This is a genomic window from Streptomyces sp. NPDC019937, assembly GCF_040631655.1.
In the GTDB taxonomy this organism is placed as follows: Bacteria; Actinomycetota; Actinomycetes; order Streptomycetales; family Streptomycetaceae; genus Streptomyces.
The window spans coordinates 90,590-109,922 of record NZ_JBEYAL010000003.1 but is presented as its reverse complement, the minus strand read 5'-3'; the positions used below and the strand labels follow the sequence as shown (position 1 = coordinate 109,922).

The 19,333-nt window shown below is 69.5% G+C and carries 18 protein-coding genes and 1 pseudogene; 13 read left to right on the top strand and 6 right to left on the bottom strand.

The features are described 5' to 3' along the window. Positions 1–727: 727 nt before the first annotated feature. Positions 728–1,306, bottom strand: coding sequence for a hypothetical protein (locus tag ABZ562_RS03735; RefSeq protein ID WP_361473545.1), 579 nt, complete (start codon positions 1,304–1,306; stop codon positions 728–730). 505 nt (positions 1,307–1,811) lie between these two features. On the opposite strand from ABZ562_RS03735, the gene ABZ562_RS03730 reads away from it, so the two are divergent. Further along, entirely contained in the window at positions 1,812–2,711 is a 900-nt protein-coding gene (locus ABZ562_RS03730) for a hypothetical protein (protein ID WP_361473542.1), read from the top strand. A gap of 311 nt (positions 2,712–3,022) precedes the next feature. Here ABZ562_RS03730 and ABZ562_RS03725 read toward each other — a convergent pair whose 3' ends face one another. Beyond that, positions 3,023–3,541 carry an HAD domain-containing protein gene (locus tag ABZ562_RS03725; protein WP_361473540.1) on the bottom strand — a complete coding sequence of 173 codons (519 nt, stop codon included), beginning with the start codon at positions 3,539–3,541 and terminating at the stop codon, positions 3,023–3,025. Between the two features lie 244 nt (positions 3,542–3,785). On the opposite strand from ABZ562_RS03725, the pseudogene ABZ562_RS03720 reads away from it, so the two are divergent. From ABZ562_RS03720 to ABZ562_RS03705, 4 genes and pseudogenes are all read left to right on the top strand, one after another. Then, positions 3,786–4,329, top strand: a pseudogene (locus ABZ562_RS03720) (GNAT family N-acetyltransferase); the annotation flags it as partial. Between the two features lie 560 nt (positions 4,330–4,889). Next, entirely contained in the window at positions 4,890–7,325 is a 2,436-nt protein-coding gene (locus ABZ562_RS03715) for a glycosyltransferase (protein ID WP_361473537.1), read from the top strand. 109 nt (positions 7,326–7,434) lie between these two features. Then, on the top strand, positions 7,435–7,857 hold the full coding sequence (locus ABZ562_RS03710; protein ID WP_361473534.1) for a hypothetical protein: 423 nt from the start codon (positions 7,435–7,437) through the stop codon (positions 7,855–7,857). A 137-nt stretch (positions 7,858–7,994) separates the two neighbouring features. Further along, positions 7,995–8,969 carry a glycosyltransferase family A protein gene (locus tag ABZ562_RS03705; protein ID WP_361473531.1) on the top strand — a complete coding sequence of 325 codons (975 nt, stop codon included), beginning with the start codon at positions 7,995–7,997 and terminating at the stop codon, positions 8,967–8,969. 28 nt (positions 8,970–8,997) lie between these two features. Here ABZ562_RS03705 and ABZ562_RS03700 read toward each other — a convergent pair whose 3' ends face one another. From ABZ562_RS03700 to phoU, 3 genes are all read right to left on the bottom strand, one after another. Further along, complete coding sequence (locus tag ABZ562_RS03700; RefSeq protein WP_361473528.1) at positions 8,998–9,222, bottom strand: hypothetical protein; 225 nt, start codon at positions 9,220–9,222, stop codon at positions 8,998–9,000. Positions 9,223–9,332: 110 nt separating this feature from the next. Further along, positions 9,333–9,458, bottom strand: a complete 126-nt coding sequence (locus tag ABZ562_RS03695) for a hypothetical protein (RefSeq protein ID WP_267892774.1) — start codon at positions 9,456–9,458, stop codon at positions 9,333–9,335. Positions 9,459–9,573: 115 nt separating this feature from the next. Then, on the bottom strand, positions 9,574–10,248 hold the full coding sequence (phoU, locus tag ABZ562_RS03690; RefSeq protein ID WP_361473525.1) for a phosphate signaling complex protein PhoU: 675 nt from the start codon (positions 10,246–10,248) through the stop codon (positions 9,574–9,576). A 289-nt stretch (positions 10,249–10,537) separates the two neighbouring features. On the opposite strand from phoU, the gene ABZ562_RS03685 reads away from it, so the two are divergent. Continuing rightward, complete coding sequence (locus ABZ562_RS03685) at positions 10,538–11,824, top strand: ATP-binding protein (protein WP_361473523.1); 1,287 nt, start codon at positions 10,538–10,540, stop codon at positions 11,822–11,824. Then, positions 11,821–12,501 (top strand): response regulator transcription factor, encoded by a 681-nt coding sequence (locus ABZ562_RS03680; protein ID WP_009716928.1) that lies wholly within the window; start codon positions 11,821–11,823, stop codon positions 12,499–12,501. The genes ABZ562_RS03685 and ABZ562_RS03680 overlap by 4 nt, the downstream gene beginning before the upstream one ends. Before the next feature lie 165 nt (positions 12,502–12,666). On the opposite strand, the gene ABZ562_RS03675 is transcribed toward ABZ562_RS03680, so the two are convergent. Then, positions 12,667–13,368: a DUF461 domain-containing protein gene (locus tag ABZ562_RS03675; protein WP_361473520.1), complete on the bottom strand. Its 702-nt coding sequence runs from the start codon at positions 13,366–13,368 to the stop codon at positions 12,667–12,669. Positions 13,369–13,946: 578 nt separating this feature from the next. On the opposite strand from ABZ562_RS03675, the gene ABZ562_RS03670 reads away from it, so the two are divergent. The 6 genes from ABZ562_RS03670 (at position 13,947) to rlmB (ending at position 19,228) form a co-directional block, all read left to right on the top strand. Further along, positions 13,947–14,429, top strand: a complete 483-nt coding sequence (locus ABZ562_RS03670; protein ID WP_009716930.1) for a CarD family transcriptional regulator — start codon at positions 13,947–13,949, stop codon at positions 14,427–14,429. A gap of 275 nt (positions 14,430–14,704) precedes the next feature. Next, on the top strand, positions 14,705–15,478 hold the full coding sequence (gene ispD, locus ABZ562_RS03665) for a 2-C-methyl-D-erythritol 4-phosphate cytidylyltransferase (protein WP_361473517.1): 774 nt from the start codon (positions 14,705–14,707) through the stop codon (positions 15,476–15,478). Next, on the top strand, positions 15,468–15,962 hold the full coding sequence (gene ispF / locus ABZ562_RS03660) for a 2-C-methyl-D-erythritol 2,4-cyclodiphosphate synthase (RefSeq protein WP_055546539.1): 495 nt from the start codon (positions 15,468–15,470) through the stop codon (positions 15,960–15,962). The genes ispD and ispF overlap by 11 nt, the downstream gene beginning before the upstream one ends. Before the next feature lie 255 nt (positions 15,963–16,217). After that, complete coding sequence (locus ABZ562_RS03655) at positions 16,218–16,622, top strand: PPOX class F420-dependent oxidoreductase (RefSeq protein ID WP_361473514.1); 405 nt, start codon at positions 16,218–16,220, stop codon at positions 16,620–16,622. A gap of 106 nt (positions 16,623–16,728) precedes the next feature. Beyond that, positions 16,729–18,126 (top strand): cysteine--tRNA ligase, encoded by a 1,398-nt coding sequence (cysS, locus tag ABZ562_RS03650; protein ID WP_361473511.1) that lies wholly within the window; start codon positions 16,729–16,731, stop codon positions 18,124–18,126. 148 nt (positions 18,127–18,274) lie between these two features. Then, positions 18,275–19,228 (top strand): 23S rRNA (guanosine(2251)-2'-O)-methyltransferase RlmB, encoded by a 954-nt coding sequence (gene rlmB, locus ABZ562_RS03645; protein ID WP_361473508.1) that lies wholly within the window; start codon positions 18,275–18,277, stop codon positions 19,226–19,228. Positions 19,229–19,333 lie beyond the last annotated feature (105 nt).

Below are 19,333 nucleotides of genomic sequence, written 5' to 3'. Positions count from 1 at the left end.
CGGGCGGCCGAGGGACACGACCTGCCGGCAGACCATGACCGTGCCGACCGCGCTGACCCGCCGCTGCACCCGCCAGCAACGCAAGCACAGCCCGGTATCTCTGCTCGACAACCGACAACTCCACCAGAGCCAATCCCGGCCTCCCCACACGCGCCGCAACGACGCGCACAGCAAAGCCGATCACGGCCACCGTCAACCATCAGCTGGGATCGAAGTGTCAAGCATCTACCGGGATCGGACACGCCGAATGTCCGACGGCGAGTTACAACGTTCTCTACGGATTCAAGGCGCCGCGCAAGCGCGGCGCGGCACCCGCCCGGCCCACGCGCCGCCGCTCCTGCCTACGTCCCGCTCCGGCGCCCGGCCCGCCCGGGTGCCGCGTGCGACAAGCGGCGGCAATGACCGTCAAAGACGATGCCTCCGGCGGGGGCGCTCCGACTCCGGGATGGATGGGGCGCCGTACGCGAGTGCCGGCCGAATGTGGCGCGCGGGGAGCTCCCATCCCGCCTGCCGTCGACCCAGGCAGAGCCGAGCAGACGCGGCCCCTGGCGTCCAGGTCGTTCGTACAGTGGCGCGCTCCACCTGGGCGCCAGGGCCCACGCCCGCTCCACGGTGTGTGGGTCGACGGCAGACGGGATGGGAGCTGGGGAAAGTGGTGGGTGCCCGTTTCAAGAGCCCGCACAGCTGTCAGTGCAGTCAAGTCCGACACCCCGCCCAGGCGAGTACCTCAAGCAGCCTTTTCCTGAGAGGCCAAGAACTCCGCAACCTGACGGTAGATGTTGTTGCAGGCCTCGATGAAGTCACGCGCGCCCTCCGAGCTCGCACCGAGTTCGTATATCTGGGCGCGAGCTCGGCGCAAGTCCACGAGAGCGCTGCCCGCTGATTGGGGTAGTCCAAGAGCCACGAGGCGACTGGCAACGTAGTCGACGTTCAGCGGTCCAATGTGCCCTCTTGCCCGACGCTTGAGTCCGAGAGCGAAGACAACGTCCTCAAGCTGTCGCTCAAGTGTCTGCCAAGCCTGCCGCACCGCTCCTTCTGGTTTGCTTCGAGCGGCGCTCAGCAGTTCATCGCGAAAGGGAAGAACTACGTCCGTGCTCGGGGCTGCACCCGCGACAGCAAGCTCGGACTCTTCCCGGGCTTGTGCAGCTTGCTCCGCGAACTCAGCTTCAGCTATGCCGCCCCTGAGGGAGCGGAGACGTTGGAACAGGTCCCGAGTCTCCGCTCGGAAGAACACGAGGACGAACAGCGTCACCGCAGGCCAGACCAGCACCTTGAGAAACTCAAGCACTAACTTAGCTATCTCCACAAAGACATCATGCCGACCCGTCGCAGGACGAGCGACTGCGCAGGCCAAGGGTGTGATCGCCGAACCTCGCTGGTCAGCGGGTACAGCAGGGAAGTACAGCAACCACAGTCGACCGTCTCCGGCCCCAGTCGACCGGCTGACCAGCCGGGCAGACCTCAACGACCGTCCCGCCCGTAGCTCGGGACGAAAGCGGTCGCTCCCTTGTACATCTCCAGTGTGTGACAGGCAGGTCAGGCAGCGTGAGGGTTACAGCCGCGAGCGGCAAGTCAAACTTGCACACGATGTTCCCTTTCGCCTAAAAAATCATCGGCTTTCCTGTAGCCTGCGAGGAAGATCGCTGGCGTAACGTCAAGTGCTAGCCAGCGAGGACGGGGGTTGAGTGGTGTCCGAAGAATCTGGCGTTATAGCTTCTCGCCAGTGGTCCCGGCTGCAATGGCGCAGGACTGCTCCCTCTCAAGTCGACTTCCCGCCCGTTCGCAACGGTATTGACTACCTCGTCAGCGTCGTGGAACACCTGAACGCCGACACAGGCCCCCGCGAACTCAAGTACGCCGTCCTGCACCTCCAGGCCGCCGCCGAGGTCCTACTGAAGTCGCGCCTGCTGCGGGAACACTGGAGCCTGGTGTTCAGCGACCCCGCCAGGGCCACGTCCGAGAAGTTCTCAGCCTCCGACTTCAACAGCTGCGGAACGGACGCCGCCGTGGAACGGCTGAAGAACATCTGCGGTCTTGACTTCAGCAAGAAGGACGTCGCGGCCCTCAAGGACCTTGGCAAGGACCGCAACGCTCTGCAGCACTACGGGCTAACCCACAGCGCAGAAGCCGTGGAGTCACGAGCCGGCGCGGTGCTCGACTTCCTACTCCGCTTCCTCGACGCCGAACTGCTACCGCTGCTCGACGCGCAGGAGCGCGACAGCATCAAGGAAGACATGTCGCGAGTGCGCAGCGGCCTGAACACCATCGAGGCGTTCGTCGTCGAACGCATGAACCGACTGCGCGGTAACGAACTCAAGGGAACGACTGACTCACTGCTGCCCTGCTCCGTGTGCGGGCAGTGGGCTCTCGCTGTCATTCAGAACGGTGCTCACTGCCACTTCTGCGGCGTCACGGAAAGCGCCGAGGCCCTGGCTCTGGTCTTCCAAGAGTTCGAGCCTGGACATCCGGCCAACGAATGCCCCCGGTGCTGCAACCCGACCCTGGCCTGCTTCGCCTTCATGGACGGCGCTGGCGAGGAGTTGTATTACTGCTTCACCTGCCAAGCCCGCTACAAATTGGAAGAATTGGCAAACTGCGGGGGGTGCGGATGCCTGTGGCCGTACGAAGGCGCCGATGATGGGACTGCACAGATGCTGTGCGGCGACTGTCGGCGCCGCATCGAGGACGAGGAACTGGCCAGCCGATGGTGATCCCCGTCCGGCTGTCCCAAGTGCAGCAAGCCCATGAAGTCCGCCAGCTTCCCTCTGTCCAGGTGGGAGGATGATGTCCGACGGACCTGCCTGACGCTATGGAAGTGCACCGGTCAGCATGTTCGGTGGGGCTGGGCCGATCGGCTGGATGAGCCTTTGGTGGTTTGCCCAGTGCCGGGACTGTTCACTGACACCCAACGCTGACATCAACGACCACGGACAACGGCGACAGGCAGCAACCACATGTGGCACGGGAGCACGAGGCAGGCCGCAAGCCAGGCGAAGGGGAGATCGAACTCCTAATGCGGCGCTCATCTCAGCATGACGGAACGGAGCCAGTCGGCGAGCGCGGAGAAGTCGGCGTCCACGAGGCCCTTGGTCGGGTCGACGCGATGGAGCAATGACGGCCCGAGGTGACTGGCATCGACCCACAGGCGGCCTATGGCGCTGATCTCGTCATCGACCCAGATGAACGGCTGGCCGTCTGCCCACTCGACAAGGTGCCGAGTCTTCCAGTGCAGGCCGCGAGGGCTTTCGTCGGCACAAGGGGCCGGCCACTCCACCACGGGCAGCCTCGGCAGTCCGATTCGTGGGGAGACAGCCTCGTTCGCCTCCTCCATCCAGGTCGTCGCCCACACGAGATGGCAGCCCAGGGCCGTGAGACGCGATCCGAGCCCAGGGTCGAGCCGCTCCAGTAGTGGGTTCCCCTGATCGGGAAACGTGGAGGAGTCGGCGGCAGCGGTCTGCGGGTAGCAGGACGATGAACCGAACGGGATGAGTGGACCGTCGACGTCGAGGAAGAGAAGGGGACGCTCGGTCGCGCTTGTCACGGCAGCAAGATAGCCCGGCTTGGCAAGCGGTTCCCTCGTTGCTGGGCCGTCTCTGGGCCGTCCGAGGCCGCTCGACAGTGGCCGACAACGACCGATGATGGCCGCTAAGGGCGGGATGATCAGCCCTCTCACCAGCAAAAACCCAGCTCACCAAGATTCCTGCCAAGACCCAGGGCAAGAAGAAGTAGCCCTTGTGATCAGGCCCCCGACCCGCGCGTATGGCGCGGATCGGGACTTCTTTCGCATCAACTTCACAGAGACGCAACTCGGTCCCGTCGCCTGGCCACTCGCCCCGATCAGAACTGAGCGGTTCGCGCTCTGTGAGCCCGAGGCTCGGGACCGTGCGGCGTTCACCCGAGCTGCTCGCCTCACCGGAGGTGCACACCTACCTCGGTGGCCCTGGACCGCGTGATGAGCTCGAACGCGAGGTGCCCGAAATATCCAAACGGCGGCCTAGCCTTTTCGTGATCGATCTCGACGGAGCGATGATCGGCACGGTCAAGCTCGATCGGCACGACGCGGAGACTCCGGGACGCATCCGTCCGGATGTCGGGAAGGCCGAACTCGGCTACTTGTTCCTGCCGGAGACGTGGGGACGCGGGTACGGTGCCGAAGCGTGCGCGGCGGCACTCGACTGGTTCGCCGACGCGCTTCCCGGCGAGCCGGTGGTGCTGCGCACCCAGACCGCCAACGAGCGCTCGATGCGCCTCGCGGCAAAGCCGGGGTTCACCGAGGTGGAGCGGTTCCAGGACTACGGCGCCGAGCAATGGTTCGGTGTGTGGTCCCCGGCCACACGGTCCGCTCGAGGCCCTGCGGCCTGGGCCGTCTCTGGGCCGTCAGCGTCGTGCCCCTCGGGGGCAGGTGCGCATGCTCCCCGATGCGCCGGAAGCTTATGGGACCTAGTCGGACTCACTGTCCGTGGTGCCTTCCTGAGGGTCAGCACATATCAGCCGGGCGGCGAAGATGATCGCCCCCAGGGACCCCCATGCCAGGCCGTGACGTAGCCACCTCATGCCGCCCTCCCAGTCTTCAGGAGGACCGAAGGCCAGCCAGAGGGCAACAGCGGCGCCGACCAGCACGATTGCTACGCCAGTCATGCGGCGTAATCCAGGAGTCATGCGCCCAGGATTTCCTGTGGCCCTCCAGCCCCACAATCGAAAAAGCGGCGAGTTCAGACGGCTCGCTCGCTGATCATCACTTGCCGGGAGCAGCCGGCCGACCGGTGGCCCGTCACGGGAGGTAGCCCACCGTTCGGGTGATTGCTCCGGCGACGGGCATCACCGGATATCCGGGCCGCCGGGCAGCCCGACATACTGCGTGAATGGATACACAGAAGACAATTCCCCCCTTGATTCACCAGACATGGAAGGACGCCGACCTCCCTCCGGCGTGGCAGAAGTGGGCCGAGTCCTGGCGGCTGCACCACCCCGGCTGGGGCTACCGGTTGTGGACGGACGCGGACAATCGCGCCTTTCTGCAGGAGCACTATCCGTGGTTCCTGCCGGTCTACGACGGCTACCCCGAACCGATCATGCGGGCCGACGCGATCCGCTATTTCCTGCTCGACCATTTCGGCGGCCTCTACGTGGATCTGGATTTCGAGTGCCTGAAACCGGTCACCGATCTCCTCGACGGGCGCGAACTCGTCCTCGGCTGCGAACCCGAGGCGCACACCCGCTTGTCGCTGGCCCGGCAGCGCGGATTCACCCGCATCGTCGGCAACGCGTTCATCGCCTCACGGCCGGGACACCCCTTCTGGGCGGCCCATGTGCACCGTCGGCTGGTCGGCGCCCACAAGCTGCCGGGCACGCTCGATGCGACCGGTCCGTTCTTCCTCACCAGGGCGGTCGACAGCGCCCCGGAGCCGGACTCGATCACGGTGGTCGGCCCGGAGGTCCTGTACCCGGAGGTGAGTCCGCACGCGACGGAGCTGTTCGGCCCGCAGGAGGCCGATTACGACCGTGCCTACGCCGTGCACCACTGGTCGGGCAGCTGGGCCTGCGACACCGCGAGCGCGCCGAGGGTCTCGGCGGGCAGACGGTTCCCGTTCTGGGTGAGCCAGGAGCGGCAGCCGGTCGCCGACGGTCTGCTCAATCTGGAGGCGCAGCGGCGCCGTTGGGCGTCGGGCGTGCCGACGCCGACCGTGTCCTGTCTGATGGTGACCAAGGACCGGTCGGCCACGGCACGCCGCGCGATCAGGTGCTTCACCGCTCAGACCTACCCGGACCTGGAGCTGGTCGTCCTGGAGGACGGCACGGATGACGCGCTCGAGCGGCACATCCGTGACCTGGGCGACCCGCGGATCCGCCATCACCGGCTCCCCCCGGAGCGACGGACCTTGGGGGAGCTGCGCAACGAGGCGGTGGACCGGGCCACCGGGGCGTACGTGTGCCAGTGGGACGACGACGACCTGTACGACCCGGAGCGGGTGGAGAGCCAGATGGCGGCGATCCTCGCGCTCGGTGCCGACGCGTGCTTCCTCGCCCGTGAGCGGCTGTGGTGGCCCGCCCGCCGCAAGCTGGCCATCTCCTGCGCGCGGGTCTGGGAAGGGTCGATGGTGTGCGCGAAGGGCCGGCTCCCGCGCTATCCGGCCGAGCGCCGTGGCGAGGACACCCCGGTGGCCGAGGAGATCGTCCGAAGCTGCCGGGTCGTCTCGATCGACGCGCCCGACCTGTACACCTACGTGTGCCACGGGAACAACACCTTCGACGAGTCGCATTTCGCGGAGCACTTCGAGGTGGCGACCCAGGCATGGGCCGAACCCGGCGCCTACGTCGGGCAGTTGCTCGCCATGGCGGCCCGGCTGCCGCTCGAGCCGGCAGACATCGCGCACGCCGAGACCGAGACCGAGGCCGGGACCGAGACCGAGGCCGAGACCGGGACCGGGAATGAGGCCGCCGCCGCGCGCACGTACGAGCGGAAGCCGCGGCCGGCCCCCGAGCCCGCCCCGGCGCCGGCGAGCGAGCGGCCCCCGGTGCTGGTGCTCACGCCGCTCAAGGACGCGGCCGCGTTCCTGCCGGGCTATCTGGACCGCCTGCGCACGCTGGACTACCCGCGCGAGGCGATCTCGCTGGGCCTGCTGGAGGGCGACAGCAGGGACTCGACCCCGGAACTGCTCCGGCAGGTCCTGCCCGGCATCGAGTCGGAGTTCCGGCGGGTGACCCTCGTGCACCGTGACTTCGGCCTCCAGCTGGCCGGACCCCGCTGGGCGCCGGGCATCCAGCGCAGGCGCCGGGCGGTGCTGGCCAAGGTGCGCAACCATCTGCTCGCCCGGGCCCTGGCCGACGAGGAGTGGGTGCTGTGGCTCGACGTCGATGTCACCGGCTACCCGGCGGACCTCGTCCAGCGCCTGCTCGGCGCCCGCAAGGACATCGTCGTCCCGCACTGCGCCACCGCGCCCGGCGGGCCGACGTACGACCTCAACACCTTCGTCCTCAAGCCCGGAGCCGGCAGGCTCAACTGGGACCAGTGGCTGCGCGACGGCATCCTTCAGCCTCCCCGGGGTTTCGGCCGGACGTACCTCGACGAGTTGCGCGGACGCGGACTCGTCCGCGTCGACTCGGTCGGCGGCACCGCGTTGCTCGTCCGTGCGGAGTTGCACCGCGACGGCCTCACCTTCCCGTCCTTCCCCTACCGGCAGGTCATCGAGACCGAGGGGCTGGCCGCGATGGCCCTGGACATGGGAACCGCCTGCTGGGCGCTGCCCGATCTGGAAGTGGTGCATCCGCACCACGGCGCACCACAGCCGGAGGCCGCCACTCCGACCGTCACGCACGGTAGGTAATCGTGTTGCCGCATTGAGTGACCGAATTTACGGTGGCTTTACTGCCCGCGCCGCGCCGTACACCGGCGTTCCGGGGCAGCTCCCCCGCACCCAAAGGAAAGGTGCCACCGTGAAATCCCGTGTCATGACCTCACTTGCGCTGCCTGCCGCGCTGGCCACGGCCGGACTGCTCAGCACCGCGGAGGCGGCCTACGCCGCCATCGCTCCGGACACCCAGGCGGCGACGGCGACGTACGGGTACCCAGCACACCCGGTGAGCGGTGACGTCACCCTCACGCCCGGGACCAGTCACCCCTGCGAGCCGATAGGCAACGTCACGATCACCGACTACGGGCACTGCTGCCCGCCCGTCAGCAACATCACCATCACCGACTACGGGCACTGCTGCAACGTCGGCAACGTCACCATGCCCGACTACGGATGGTTCTGCCGGGTCGATGACGACCCCGGGCGCGAGCACGGGATCGGCCACCACCGCGAGTACGGGGACGACGCCTACGGCCCCCAGCGCGGGGAGCGCGCGCACAGCTAGCACGGGGTCGGTCGCTGCGCCCGGCCGTGGGCCGCGGATGTGGCCCCGGGGGGACGGCCGGCGCCCGGCGCACCGGATTCCGGCCCGCCCGATCACCACTCACCCGCCCGTGCCCGTCCCGAACCGAAAGACCGAGCATGCGCCACAATCCCGAGCCCGTGGTTTCGGTGGTCATCCCCTGCCATGACTACGCCCGCTATCTGCCCGAGGCCGTGTCCAGCGTCCTCGCCCAGACCTTCCAGGACTGGGAACTCCTCGTCGTCGACGACGGCAGCACCGACAACACCGTCGAGGTGACCCGGTCCCTGATCGCCCGCCACCCCGACCGGCGCATCAGGCTCGTCCAGCGGGCGAACGGCGGCGTCTCGGCCGCCCGCAACACCGGGATCGACGCGGCCACCGGCCGCTACGTCCTTCCGCTGGACGCCGACGACGTGATCGCTCCCACGATGCTCGAGAAGACCGTCGCGGTCCTGGACGGCAACCCCGGCATCGCGATCGCCTCCACTGACGTGTTCACCTTCACCGACGACGATCTGCCCCCGCAGGCGATGTCCCTCCCCGCCTACAGCCGCGAACTGATGCTCCAGCGGCTGATCATGTTCTACTGCTCGCTGTACCGCCGGGAGGTGTGGCGGACCGTGGGCGGTTACGACGAGAGCATGCGGGCCGGAGAGGACTGGGACTTCTGGGTCGGCTGCGTCGAGCACGGCTTCGACGCCCACCACATCCATGAGCCGCTGTTCGGAGCGCGCAACAAGGACACGGGACTGCACGTGGAGGCCGCCGAGAACGACCTGGCCATCCGGGCGCGGATCGTGGCCAACCACCCGGGCCTGTTCAAGCCGATCACCCGTGGCTGGGCGGGGGCCGTCCTCAGCCAGAAGGCGGAAGCCTGCCTGCGGGACGACGACCACGTGCCCGACGACATCCTCACCCGGGCCGCCGAGATGGATCAGTTCCTCACCGCGGTGATGGCCCTGCAGCGCACGGCACGGGTTCAGCACTACCACATCCAGCGGCTGAAAGAGGAACTGGCGGCTCACCGCCGCGCGGCCGGCTCCCCCGTCGAGGAGAAGGACCCGGCCCCGACGGCGGTTCCCACCGTTTAGTCGTCCGCGTCAGCCCTCCGCGGCAGCCCTACGCCGCGGGCCAGTCGTCGGGGCCGCCGCCCTGCCAGTCGATCAGGTTCGGGTCGTCGATGGGGGCGGCTTCGTCCGTCAGGCCCGCGCGGGTCAGGAGGCGGCGGAGTTCGTCCGGGGTGACCACGACTCCCACGTCCTTGCCGTCGACCCGTACGCGACGGCGGCCGTCGAGGGGTTCCTCGACGACCACGCGGGGGCGGGCGGGGGTCTCATCGTTCATACGACCAGATTCGCCGCAGTGGCCGCCGCCCGCACCTTGGAGATGACGACCGGGGCCCGGGACCGAATCACCGGTCCCGGGCCCCGGTCGTTCGTGGCCGCGCCGCCGCGTCAGCCGCAGTTGCCGCCGCACGAGCAGGAGCCGCCGGACTGGCAGCCGCAGCCGCAGCCCGAGCCGCAGCCGCAGGCGCCGACGGGGTGGGTGGGGTGGGGTTCGGGACGGGTGATGTCCGCCATGAGTCGTCTCCTCGGGAGGGAACACCTGCTGCTCATGGTCCCGGTCCACGGCCCGCCCACAGGGGCGCATCGACGGCGCGCGGAGGCACGCCGCCGTGATGCCGCCACGCCCGCCTCAGGCTTCCTGGCTGGTCGACGCGCCGATCTCGTCCGCGTGCTCACCGGTGACCAGGTAGATGACGCGCTTGGCCACCGACACCGCGTGGTCCGCGAACCGCTCGTAGTAGCGGCCCAGCAGGGTGACGTCGACGGCCGTCTCGATGCCGTGCTTCCAGCGGTCGTCCATCAGGTGCTGGAAGAGGGTGCGGTGCAGCAGGTCCATCGCGTCGTCGTCCTGCTCCAGCTGCGCGGCGAGGTCGACGTCCTTGGTGACGATGACCTCGGCCGCCTTCGCCATCAGCCGCTGCGCCAGCTGGCCCATCTCCAGGATGGTGGCGTGCAGGTCGTGCGGTACGGCGTTGTCCGGGAAGCGGAGCCGGGTGAGCTTGGCGACGTGCTGCGCCAGGTCACCGGAGCGTTCGAGGTCGGCGCTCATGCGCAGGCTGGTGACGACGATCCGCAGATCGGTGGCGACCGGCTGCTGCCGGGCGAGCAGCGCTATCGCGCGGTTCTCCAGGTCGCGCTGGAGGTCGTCGACCTTCTCATCGGCGGCTATGACGCTCTCGGCGAGCTTCAGGTCCGCGTCCAGGATGGATGTGGTGGCGCGGCCGATGGCGGAACCGACGAGCCGGGCCATGTCGACCAGGCCCTCCCCGATCGAATCCAGCTCCTCGTGGTACGCGTCGCGCATCACTGACCTTCTCTCACTGACTCTCGCTGACGGATCTTCGTGGACTCGTGTGACCCACCCTGCCACGTTCGGATCGGAACGCGTCCGGCTCGGCGCCCCTCGGTTAACCGCCCCGGACGTCGAGGTGAACTCTCGGCAACGTCCCCCACGCCACCCCGTGCGGCGGCCGGTCGCCGCGGCGCCGGGGGTGAACCGGCGCCAACCCACCGGTGAACTCTCGGCAACGTCTGTTCGAGGGATCCCGTGCGGGGCTGTGGAGGCCGCTCCCCGCCCGCATAACCTTGGACGCATGAACGTGAACGCGGCGATCGCCGCAGTGGCGGCGCTCGCCGGGTTGTGCACCGGTGTCATCGCCATGCTGGCGTTCCGCTGGAGCGAGCGCGAACAGGCGAAGCCTACGCGCTCATCGCTGCACACCGATGCCGCCCTGCCGCCCGGCGTGGACACCGTGCTCTCGGTACTGCGTTCCTCGGCCGTCGTCCTCGACGAGGCGGACGCCGTCGTCAAGGCCAGCTCGGCCGCGTACGCGCTGGGCCTGGTGCGCGGCGGCAAGCTCGCCGTCGAACCCATGCTGGCCATGGCCCGCGACACCCGGCGGGACGGCGAGATCCGGCAGATCGAGCTGGACCTGCCGCGGCGCGGCACCGGCCGGGGCGACGCCCTCGCCGTGTCCGCCAGAGTGGCTCCGCTCGGCTCCCGGCTGGTCCTGCTGCTGGTCGAGGACCTCACCGAGGCCCGCCGGATCGAGGCCGTACGGCGCGACTTCGTCGCGAACGTCAGCCATGAGCTGAAGACCCCGGTCGGCGCGCTCTCCCTGCTCTCCGAGGCCGTCATGGACGCGTCGGACGACCCGGAGGCGGTCAGCCGCTTCGCGGGCCGGATGCAGGTCGAGGCGACCCGGCTGTCCAGCCTCGTCCAGGAGCTCATCGACCTCTCCCGGGTCCAGAACGACGACCCGCTGGAGGACGCCGAGCCGGTCCGGGTGGACGAGCTGGTCGCCGAGGCCATCGACCGCTGCCGCCACCAGGCGGGCACCAAGCAGATCACGATGGCCGCCGGCGGCACCGCCGATCTGCGGGTGTGGGGCAACCGCGGCCAGCTGGCCGCCGCCCTCGGCAACCTCGTCGAGAACGCGGTCAACTACAGCCCGGCCCGCACCCGCGTCGGCATCGCGGCCCGCCGCATCCCCGCGACGGGCGGCGATCTGATCGAGGTCGCCGTCACCGACCAGGGCATCGGCATCTCGGAGAAGGACCGCGAGCGGATCTTCGAGCGGTTCTACCGGGTCGACCCGGCCCGCTCGCGGCAGACCGGCGGGACCGGCCTCGGTCTCGCCATCGTCAAGCACGTGGCCGCCTCGCACGGCGGGGAGGTCACGGTGTGGAGCGCCGAGGGACAGGGCTCCACGTTCACCCTGAGGCTCCCGGAGGCCGGTGCGGCGCGGGACCGGGATAGCTCGGCCGGCGGGCCGCGCGAGCCGTACGATTCAGGATCCGACCTCGATGGGGAGGACGGCGACCGACCGTACGAGACCTTCACCAACGATCAACTTTCTGCCCCGGAGGTCCTTCCGTGACCCGAGTTCTGGTCGTCGAGGACGAGGAATCGTTCAGCGACGCGCTGTCGTACATGCTCCGCAAGGAGGGATTCGAGGTCGCCATCGCGGCAACGGGACCCGAGGGGCTCGACGAGTTCGAGCGGAACGGCGCCGATCTGGTGCTGCTCGACCTGATGCTGCCGGGACTGCCCGGTACGGAGGTGTGCCGCCAGCTGCGCGGCCGCTCCAACGTCCCGGTGATCATGGTCACCGCCAAGGACAGCGAGATCGACAAGGTCGTCGGCCTGGAAATAGGTGCCGACGACTACGTGACCAAGCCCTTCTCGTCGCGTGAGCTGGTGGCCCGGATCCGGGCCGTCCTGCGCCGCCGCGGCGAGCCGGAGGAGGTCACGCCCGCGGCCCTGGAGGCGGGCCCGGTCCGGATGGACGTGGACCGGCACGTGGTCACGGTCGGCGGCGGCAAGGTGGACCTCCCGCTGAAGGAGTTCGACCTGCTGGAGATGCTGCTGCGCAACGCGGGCCGGGTGCTGACCCGGATGCAGCTGATCGACCGGGTGTGGGGCGCGGACTACGTGGGCGATACGAAGACCCTCGACGTCCACGTCAAGCGGCTGCGAGCCAAGATCGAGCCCGATCCGGGTGCGCCGCGCTACCTGGTGACGGTGCGCGGCCTGGGCTACAAGTTCGAACCGTAAACCGAACGGGCCTCGGGCCGGGGTTCGCCGGACGGAGTCCGGCGCAGCGCGCCGAAGCCCGTGACAAGTCCGAGCCGTGAACTCACGGCTCGCAACACCACGCGAGGGCGGCCCCGGAACTCCGGGGCCGCCCTCGCGTGTGGTCAGCGTGTGCTCAGCGCGTGCTCAGTGGTTCGGCGTCGGCTCGCCGGAGGCGATGCCGTTGCTCTGGCCGCCGCCCGGCTTGTTGCTCGCCGCGCCGGAGGCGCCGTCCGACGGCTTGCCGCTCGGCTGCTGGTCGCCCGGCTTCGCCGTCTGGCTGCCGGAGGGCGTACCGCCCGGCGTCGCCGGCGAGGACGGGGCCGGCACCTTGGACGGGCCCCAGCCCTCGAAGTAGCTCGTCGCGGGCACGACGAAGGCCGTGATCGGCACGTCGCCGGTCGAGCTGAGGTCGAAGACGACCCGCTGGGCGTCGCCGTCCTTGGCGGCCTCGCGGCCGTCGGTGAGGACGGCGGAGGCGTTGCCCTTGCCGCCGAGGATGACGGAGCCGCCGGCCGGGACGACGACCTTGCCCGCGGCCTTGCCGGCCGGGTGCAGCTTCGCCTTCGCACCGTGCGCGTCGGGCAGCGTGATGGCGGTGAGCGTCTCGTCCCGGTCGCCGTTGTTGAAGATCCGGGCCGTGACGACGGCCGGGCCCTTCGCCGTCCGGTCCGGCTGGGTCACCACGCTGGCGTTCTGGATCTTGATATCGCCGACGGACGTCGCGGCGTTGTCGGGCTTGACCTCCAGCGTCTGCGCGTCGTTCCCGGCTCCACAGGCGGAGAGCGGGGCGACCGAGACCACGATGGCGGCTGCGGCGAGGGCGCCGCGTCGAAGGCTGCTGCTCACGGCGGCGGCATCTCCTAGGACGAGGTAAAAGTTGGATCAGCGCGCTTAGGTTACCGATCCGCCCTTCTGGCCCCGCACCCGACCCGCCTCCTGGGGGCGCAGCCGCCCCGTGCGCCCCTCACCGCGCTTCCGCGACGACCCTCCCGACCACCCTGAATATCGGTTCGGTGACAGATCGGGGAGATTATCGGTAAGGAATCCGTGGACGTCCGGAGAATTGATCACGCACTTGACCACGGATGTCTCACAGACATGATCAGCACGGCCGTGATCAATTCGGGAATCGGGGCCGGATCTGTCGCTCCTCGGCCGAACGGAGTAGCGGAAGTCCATCGACCGGACTCCGGCAAAACGGGACGTACGGCCACCCGCATGATGTTCTCGGGGCACGTAACGGGCCGGTTTCGCGCCGCCCGGACAACCGCTCCCACCTGCGAATACCCGGTTCCGCCCACCGTGCCCAGCACGTCCCAGCCGCTGTTGTCAAGCCCCGAGATATGCCCTGACCTGCGAAAACGCCATTCAGAAGAAGGCGTTCACGTGTTACCCTGGATAGCCACGGAAGGGGTACCTGTCACATGACGTTCAAGGTAGGCGACACCGTGGTCTATCCCCATCACGGGGCCGCGCTGATCGAGGCCATCGAAACTCGTCAGATCAAAGGCGTGGACAAGACCTACTTGGTGCTGAAGGTCGCTCAGGGTGACCTGACGGTTCGTGTACCGGCGGACAATGCGGAGTTCGTCGGTGTGCGTGATGTGGTCGGCCAGGACGGGCTGGACCGAGTCTTCGAGGTGCTGCGTGCACCGTACGCGGAAGAGCCCACGAACTGGTCCCGTCGCTACAAGGCAAATCTCGAGAAGCTCGCCTCCGGTGATGTGATCAAGGTTGCCGAGGTCGTGCGTGATCTGTGGCGCCGAGAGCGGGAGCGCGGACTGTCCGCCGGCGAGAAGCGCATGCTCGCCAAGGCGCGCCAGATCCTCGTGAGCGAGCTCGCCCTCGCCGAGAGCACCAACGAGGACAAGGCCGAGGCCCTGCTGGATGAGGTACTCGCGTCCTGACGCATAGATGCCGCGGTGCCCGAGTGATTCAGACCTGCTCCCTGTAAGTCTGTTCGCCGGGCGCTGCGGCATGTTCGCACACAGGCACCTCAGCCCACCACATCGAAGCCCATGGCGCAAGACCGTTTGTGGTGTCGCTGTTGTGGTGCAAAGTGTGCCGGGCCCGGGCAGCTGGCTCGACCAGTCGTCACGGAAGGGGCCGGTCGGGGCATCGCGCCCGGCACGCTGTGGCCATACCCATTTCGGCCGAGGAAGCAAACCTGAACGCCAACGCAATGTCCGTAACCCCGCCTGCCGGTGACCCCGAGCGTCCCGCCCGCACCGCCGCCGTGATCCCCGCGGCGGGTCGTGGCGTGCGGCTGGGCCCGGGCGCCCCCAAGGCGCTGCGCCCGCTGAGCGGTACGCCGATGCTCGTCCACGCCGTTCGGGCGATGGCCGGATCCCGCGCCGTTTCCCTGGTGGTCGTGGTCGCCCCGCCGGACGGTGCCGACGAGGTCCGCAGGCTGCTCGACGCGTACCCGCTCACCGGGACCACGGAGGTCGTCGTCGTCCCCGGCGGTGAGACCCGCCAGGAGTCGGTGCGCCTGGGCCTGGCCGCCGTCCCCGACACCGTCACGACGGTGCTGGTGCACGACGCGGCGCGCCCGCTCGTCCCCGTGGACACCGTGGACGCGGTCGTCGCCGCCGTACGGGACGGGTCGCCCGCCGTCGTCCCGGCCCTGCCGGTCACCGACACCGTCAAGCGGGTCGAGCCGCGCACCGGCGACCGGGCCGGAGAGCCCGAGCCGGTGGTCGGCACCCCCGAGCGCGCCCTGCTGCGCGCCGTGCAGACCCCGCAGGGCTTCGACCGGGCCACGCTGGCCGCCGCGCACGAGAAGATCGTCCTGGAGGGCGACGGCGCGACGGACGACGCGGGCATGGTCGAGCGGATGGGCGTCGAGGTCGTGGTCGTGCCCGGCCACGAGGAGGCGTTCAAGGTGACCCGGCCCCTGGATCTGGTGCTGGCCGAGGCGGTCCTCGCGCGCAGGAGGGCGAACGATGGCTTCTGACGCTCAGGCGGCGCTCCCCCTGGTGGGCATCGGCACGGATGTGCACGCGTTCGAGGAGGGCCGCGAGCTGTGGTGCGCCGGTCTGCTGTGGGAGGGCGAGGCGTACGGCCTGGCCGGGCACTCCGACGGCGACGTGGCCGCTCACGCCGCCTGTGACGCGCTCTTCTCCGCCGCGGGCCTCGGCGACCTCGGCGCCCACTTCGGCACCGACCGCCCCGAGTGGTCCGGCGCGTCCGGGGTGACGCTGCTGGCGGAGGCGGCCCGGATCGTGCGGGCGGCCGGTTTCGAGATCGGCAATGTGGCGATCCAGGTGATCGGCGTCCGCCCCAAGATCGGCAAGCGCCGCGACGAGGCGGTGAAGGCGCTCTCGTCGGCGATCGACGCCCCGGTCTCGGTCTCCGGTACGACGACGGACGGGCTGGGCCTGACCGGCCGGGCCGAGGGCCTGGCGGCGGTGGCGACCGCCCTGGTGGTGCGGCGCTGAGTTCTCCGCTGTACGGGCGGTCGGGCTGGGCCTGACCGGCCGGGCCGAGGGCCTGGCGGCGGTGGCGACCGCGCTGGTGGTGCGGGGCTGACGCGCTGGTGGTGCGGCGCTGGTTCTCCGCCGTACGGGCCGTTCCGCGCCCGGAACCGAAATGCCCTGACGGTGTGTGGGGTACGGATCGGGTAACCCGTACCCCATCCGTACCACCGCTCAGCCGCACCACCGCCCGGCTGGCGCGAGGAAAGGAAGCACCCCGTGGCCACCACACTCTCCGACGACCTCAAGCGCGTCCTCGACACCCGGGTCTTCGTCATCATCGGCACCACCCAGCCCGACGGCAGCCCTCAGCTGTCACCGGTGTGGGTGAAGCGCGACGGCGACGAGCTGCTGTTCTCGACCACCATGGGCCGGCGGAAGCAGAAGAACATCGAGCGCGACCCCCGCGTCACGGTCCTGGTCCAGCCCGCGGACTCGCCGTACACGTACGCCGAGATCCGCGGCACGGCGAGCTACACCACCGAGGGCGGCCAGGACCTGATCGACGAGCTGTCGCTGAAGTACGCGGGCAAGAAGTACGCCGAGTTCAACCCGGCCGCCGACCAGGACAGCGAGCGCATCGTCGTACGGATCGCTCCCCGCAAGGTCGTCGGCAGCCTCTGAGGAGACGTGCCACGGAGAAGCAAGCGTCACGGAGAAGTGTCACGCTTCTGTGTCCCTGCGGCCGACGGGTCGCGGGGCACTGCCGGGTTCCGACTACCCTTGACGCGTGACTATTCGCCTGTACGACACCGGTGCCCGGCAGATCCGTGACTTCTCCCCGCTCACGCCGGGCTGCGTCTCGATCTACCTGTGCGGCGCGACCGTGCAGGCTGCCCCGCACATCGGGCACATCAGGTCGGGGCTCAACTTCGACATCATGCGCCGCTGGTTCGCGCACCGCGGCTACGACGTCACGTTTGTCCGTAATGTCACGGACATCGACGACAAGATCATCGCCAAGTCGGCCGAGCAGGGCCGCCCGTGGTGGTCGATCGGCTACGCGAACGAGCGCGCCTTCACCACCGCGTACGACGTCCTCGGCTGCCTGCCGCCGACCTATGAGCCGCGGGCGACCGGTCACATCCCCGAGATGATCGAGATGATGCGGGGCCTGATCGACCGGGGTCACGCGTACGCGGCCGAGGGCAACGTCTACTTCGACGTGCGCTCGTACCCCGAGTACCTCCGGCTCTCCAACCAGGATCTGGACGGGCTGCGCCAGCCCAGCGGCGAGGGCGAGACCGGCAAGCGCGATCCGCGCGACTTCGCCATGTGGAAGGCGGCCAAGCCCGGCGAGCCGAGCTGGGAGACCCCCTGGGGGCGCGGCCGCCCCGGCTGGCACCTGGAGTGCTCGGCGATGGCGCACAAGTACCTGGGCAGCGCCTTCGACATCCACGGCGGCGGCGTCGACCTGATCTTCCCGCACCACGAGAACGAGATCGCGCAGGCCAAGGGGTTCGGCGACGACTTCGCCACGTACTGGGCGCACAACGCGTGGGTCACCATGAGCGGCGAGAAGATGAGCAAGTCGCTCGGCAACTCGGTGCTGGTCTCGGAGATGGTCAAGCGCTGGCGCCCCATCGTGCTCCGCTACTACCTGGGCACCCCGCACTACCGCTCCATGATCGAGTACAGCGAGGAGGCGCTGCGCGAGGCGGAGTCCGCCTTCGCGCGCATCGAGGGCTTCATCCAGCGGGTCGTGGAGAAGGCCGGGCACGTCGAGCCGGCGGCCGATGTGCCGCCCGCCTTCGCGGAGGCGATGGACGACGACCTCGGGGTGCCGCAGGCGCTCGCGGTCGTCCACACCACCGTCCGCCAGGGCAACTCCGCGCTCACCGCCGACGACAAGGAGGCGGCCGTCGCGCGGCTGGCCGAGCTGCGCGCCATGCTCGGCGTGCTGGGCCTGGACCCGCTCGACGAGCACTGGTCGGGCGGTTCGGACCGGGGCGAGGATCTGCACGGCGTGGTCGACTCGCTCGTGCGGCTGGTCCTGGAGCAGCGGCAGGCCGCGCGGGGCCGCAAGGACTACGCGACGGCGGACGCCATCCGCGACCAGCTGCAGCAGTCCGGGCTGGTCATCGAGGACACCCCGTCCGGCCCGCGCTGGGAGCTGGGCACCCGCTGACCTCGTCCTTTGTGGACACTTGTGCCGTCCGCCGAGCCGGGCGGCACACTGGTGACCGAATATGTGACCGTAGACCATAGACGCGTGTGGCGTTCGACGTTTGCCGTTTGCCGAGCAGCGCTGAGCAGTGAAGAGATAGGTGACATTCATGGCCGGCAACAGCCAGCGCAGGAACCGCCGTACCAGCAACAAGAAGGGCGCGACGGTCGGCAGCGGCGGCAAGCGGCGCCGGGGCCTGGAGGGCAAGGGCCCGACCCCGCCCGCCGAGGCGCGCAAGGGACACGCCAAGCAGCGCATCGCCAATGCCCGTACCCGGCAGGCCGCCAAGCGCCCGGTCCCGCGCCGCGGCGGCGCCAAGGGCACGAACGAGCTGGTGGTGGGCCGTAACCCGGTGGTCGAGGCGCTGCGCGAGGGCGTCCCGGCGAACACGCTGTACGTGCAGCAGTTCATCGACAGCGACGACCGGGTGCGCGAGGCGCTGAAGATCGCCACCGACCGCGGTGGCATCCACCTCATGGAGGCCCCGAAGGCCGAGCTGGACCGGATGACGAACGGGCTCAACCACCAGGGCCTCGTCCTCCAGGTCCCGCCGTACGACTACGCCCACCCCGAGGACCTGAGCGCGGCCGCCTTCGACGAGGGCGAGGACCCGCTGATCGTCGCCCTCGACGGCGTCACCGACCCGCGCAACCTGGGCGCCGTGGTGCGGTCCGTCTCCGCCTTCGGCGGCCACGGCGTGGTCGTACCGGAGCGGCGCGCGGCCGGGATGACCGCCGGCGCCTGGAAGACCTCCGCCGGCACCGCCGCCCGCACCCCGGTGGCGCGCGCCACCAACCTGACCCGGGCGCTGGAGTCCTACCAGAAGGCGGGCCTCACGGTCGTCGGCCTCGCGGCGGACGGCGAGACGGAGCTGCAGGACCTGGAGGCGCTGGACGGCCCGGTCGTGATCGTCGTCGGCAGCGAGGGCAAGGGCCTGTCCCGACTGGTCGGCGAGACCTGCGACTTCCGGGTCCGCATCCCGATGCCGGGCGGCGCGGAGTCGCTCAACGCGGGTGTCGCGGCGGGCGTGGTGCTGTACGAGGCGTCGCGGCGCCGGTCGTAACGGCGTGGCCGGCCTCGCCCCGCCCGTTCCGCTGTGATCGGGCGGGTGTGAGGCGTACGCCGGGCGGGGAGGGGCGTGCGTCGGGCGGTGTGAGGCGTACGCCGG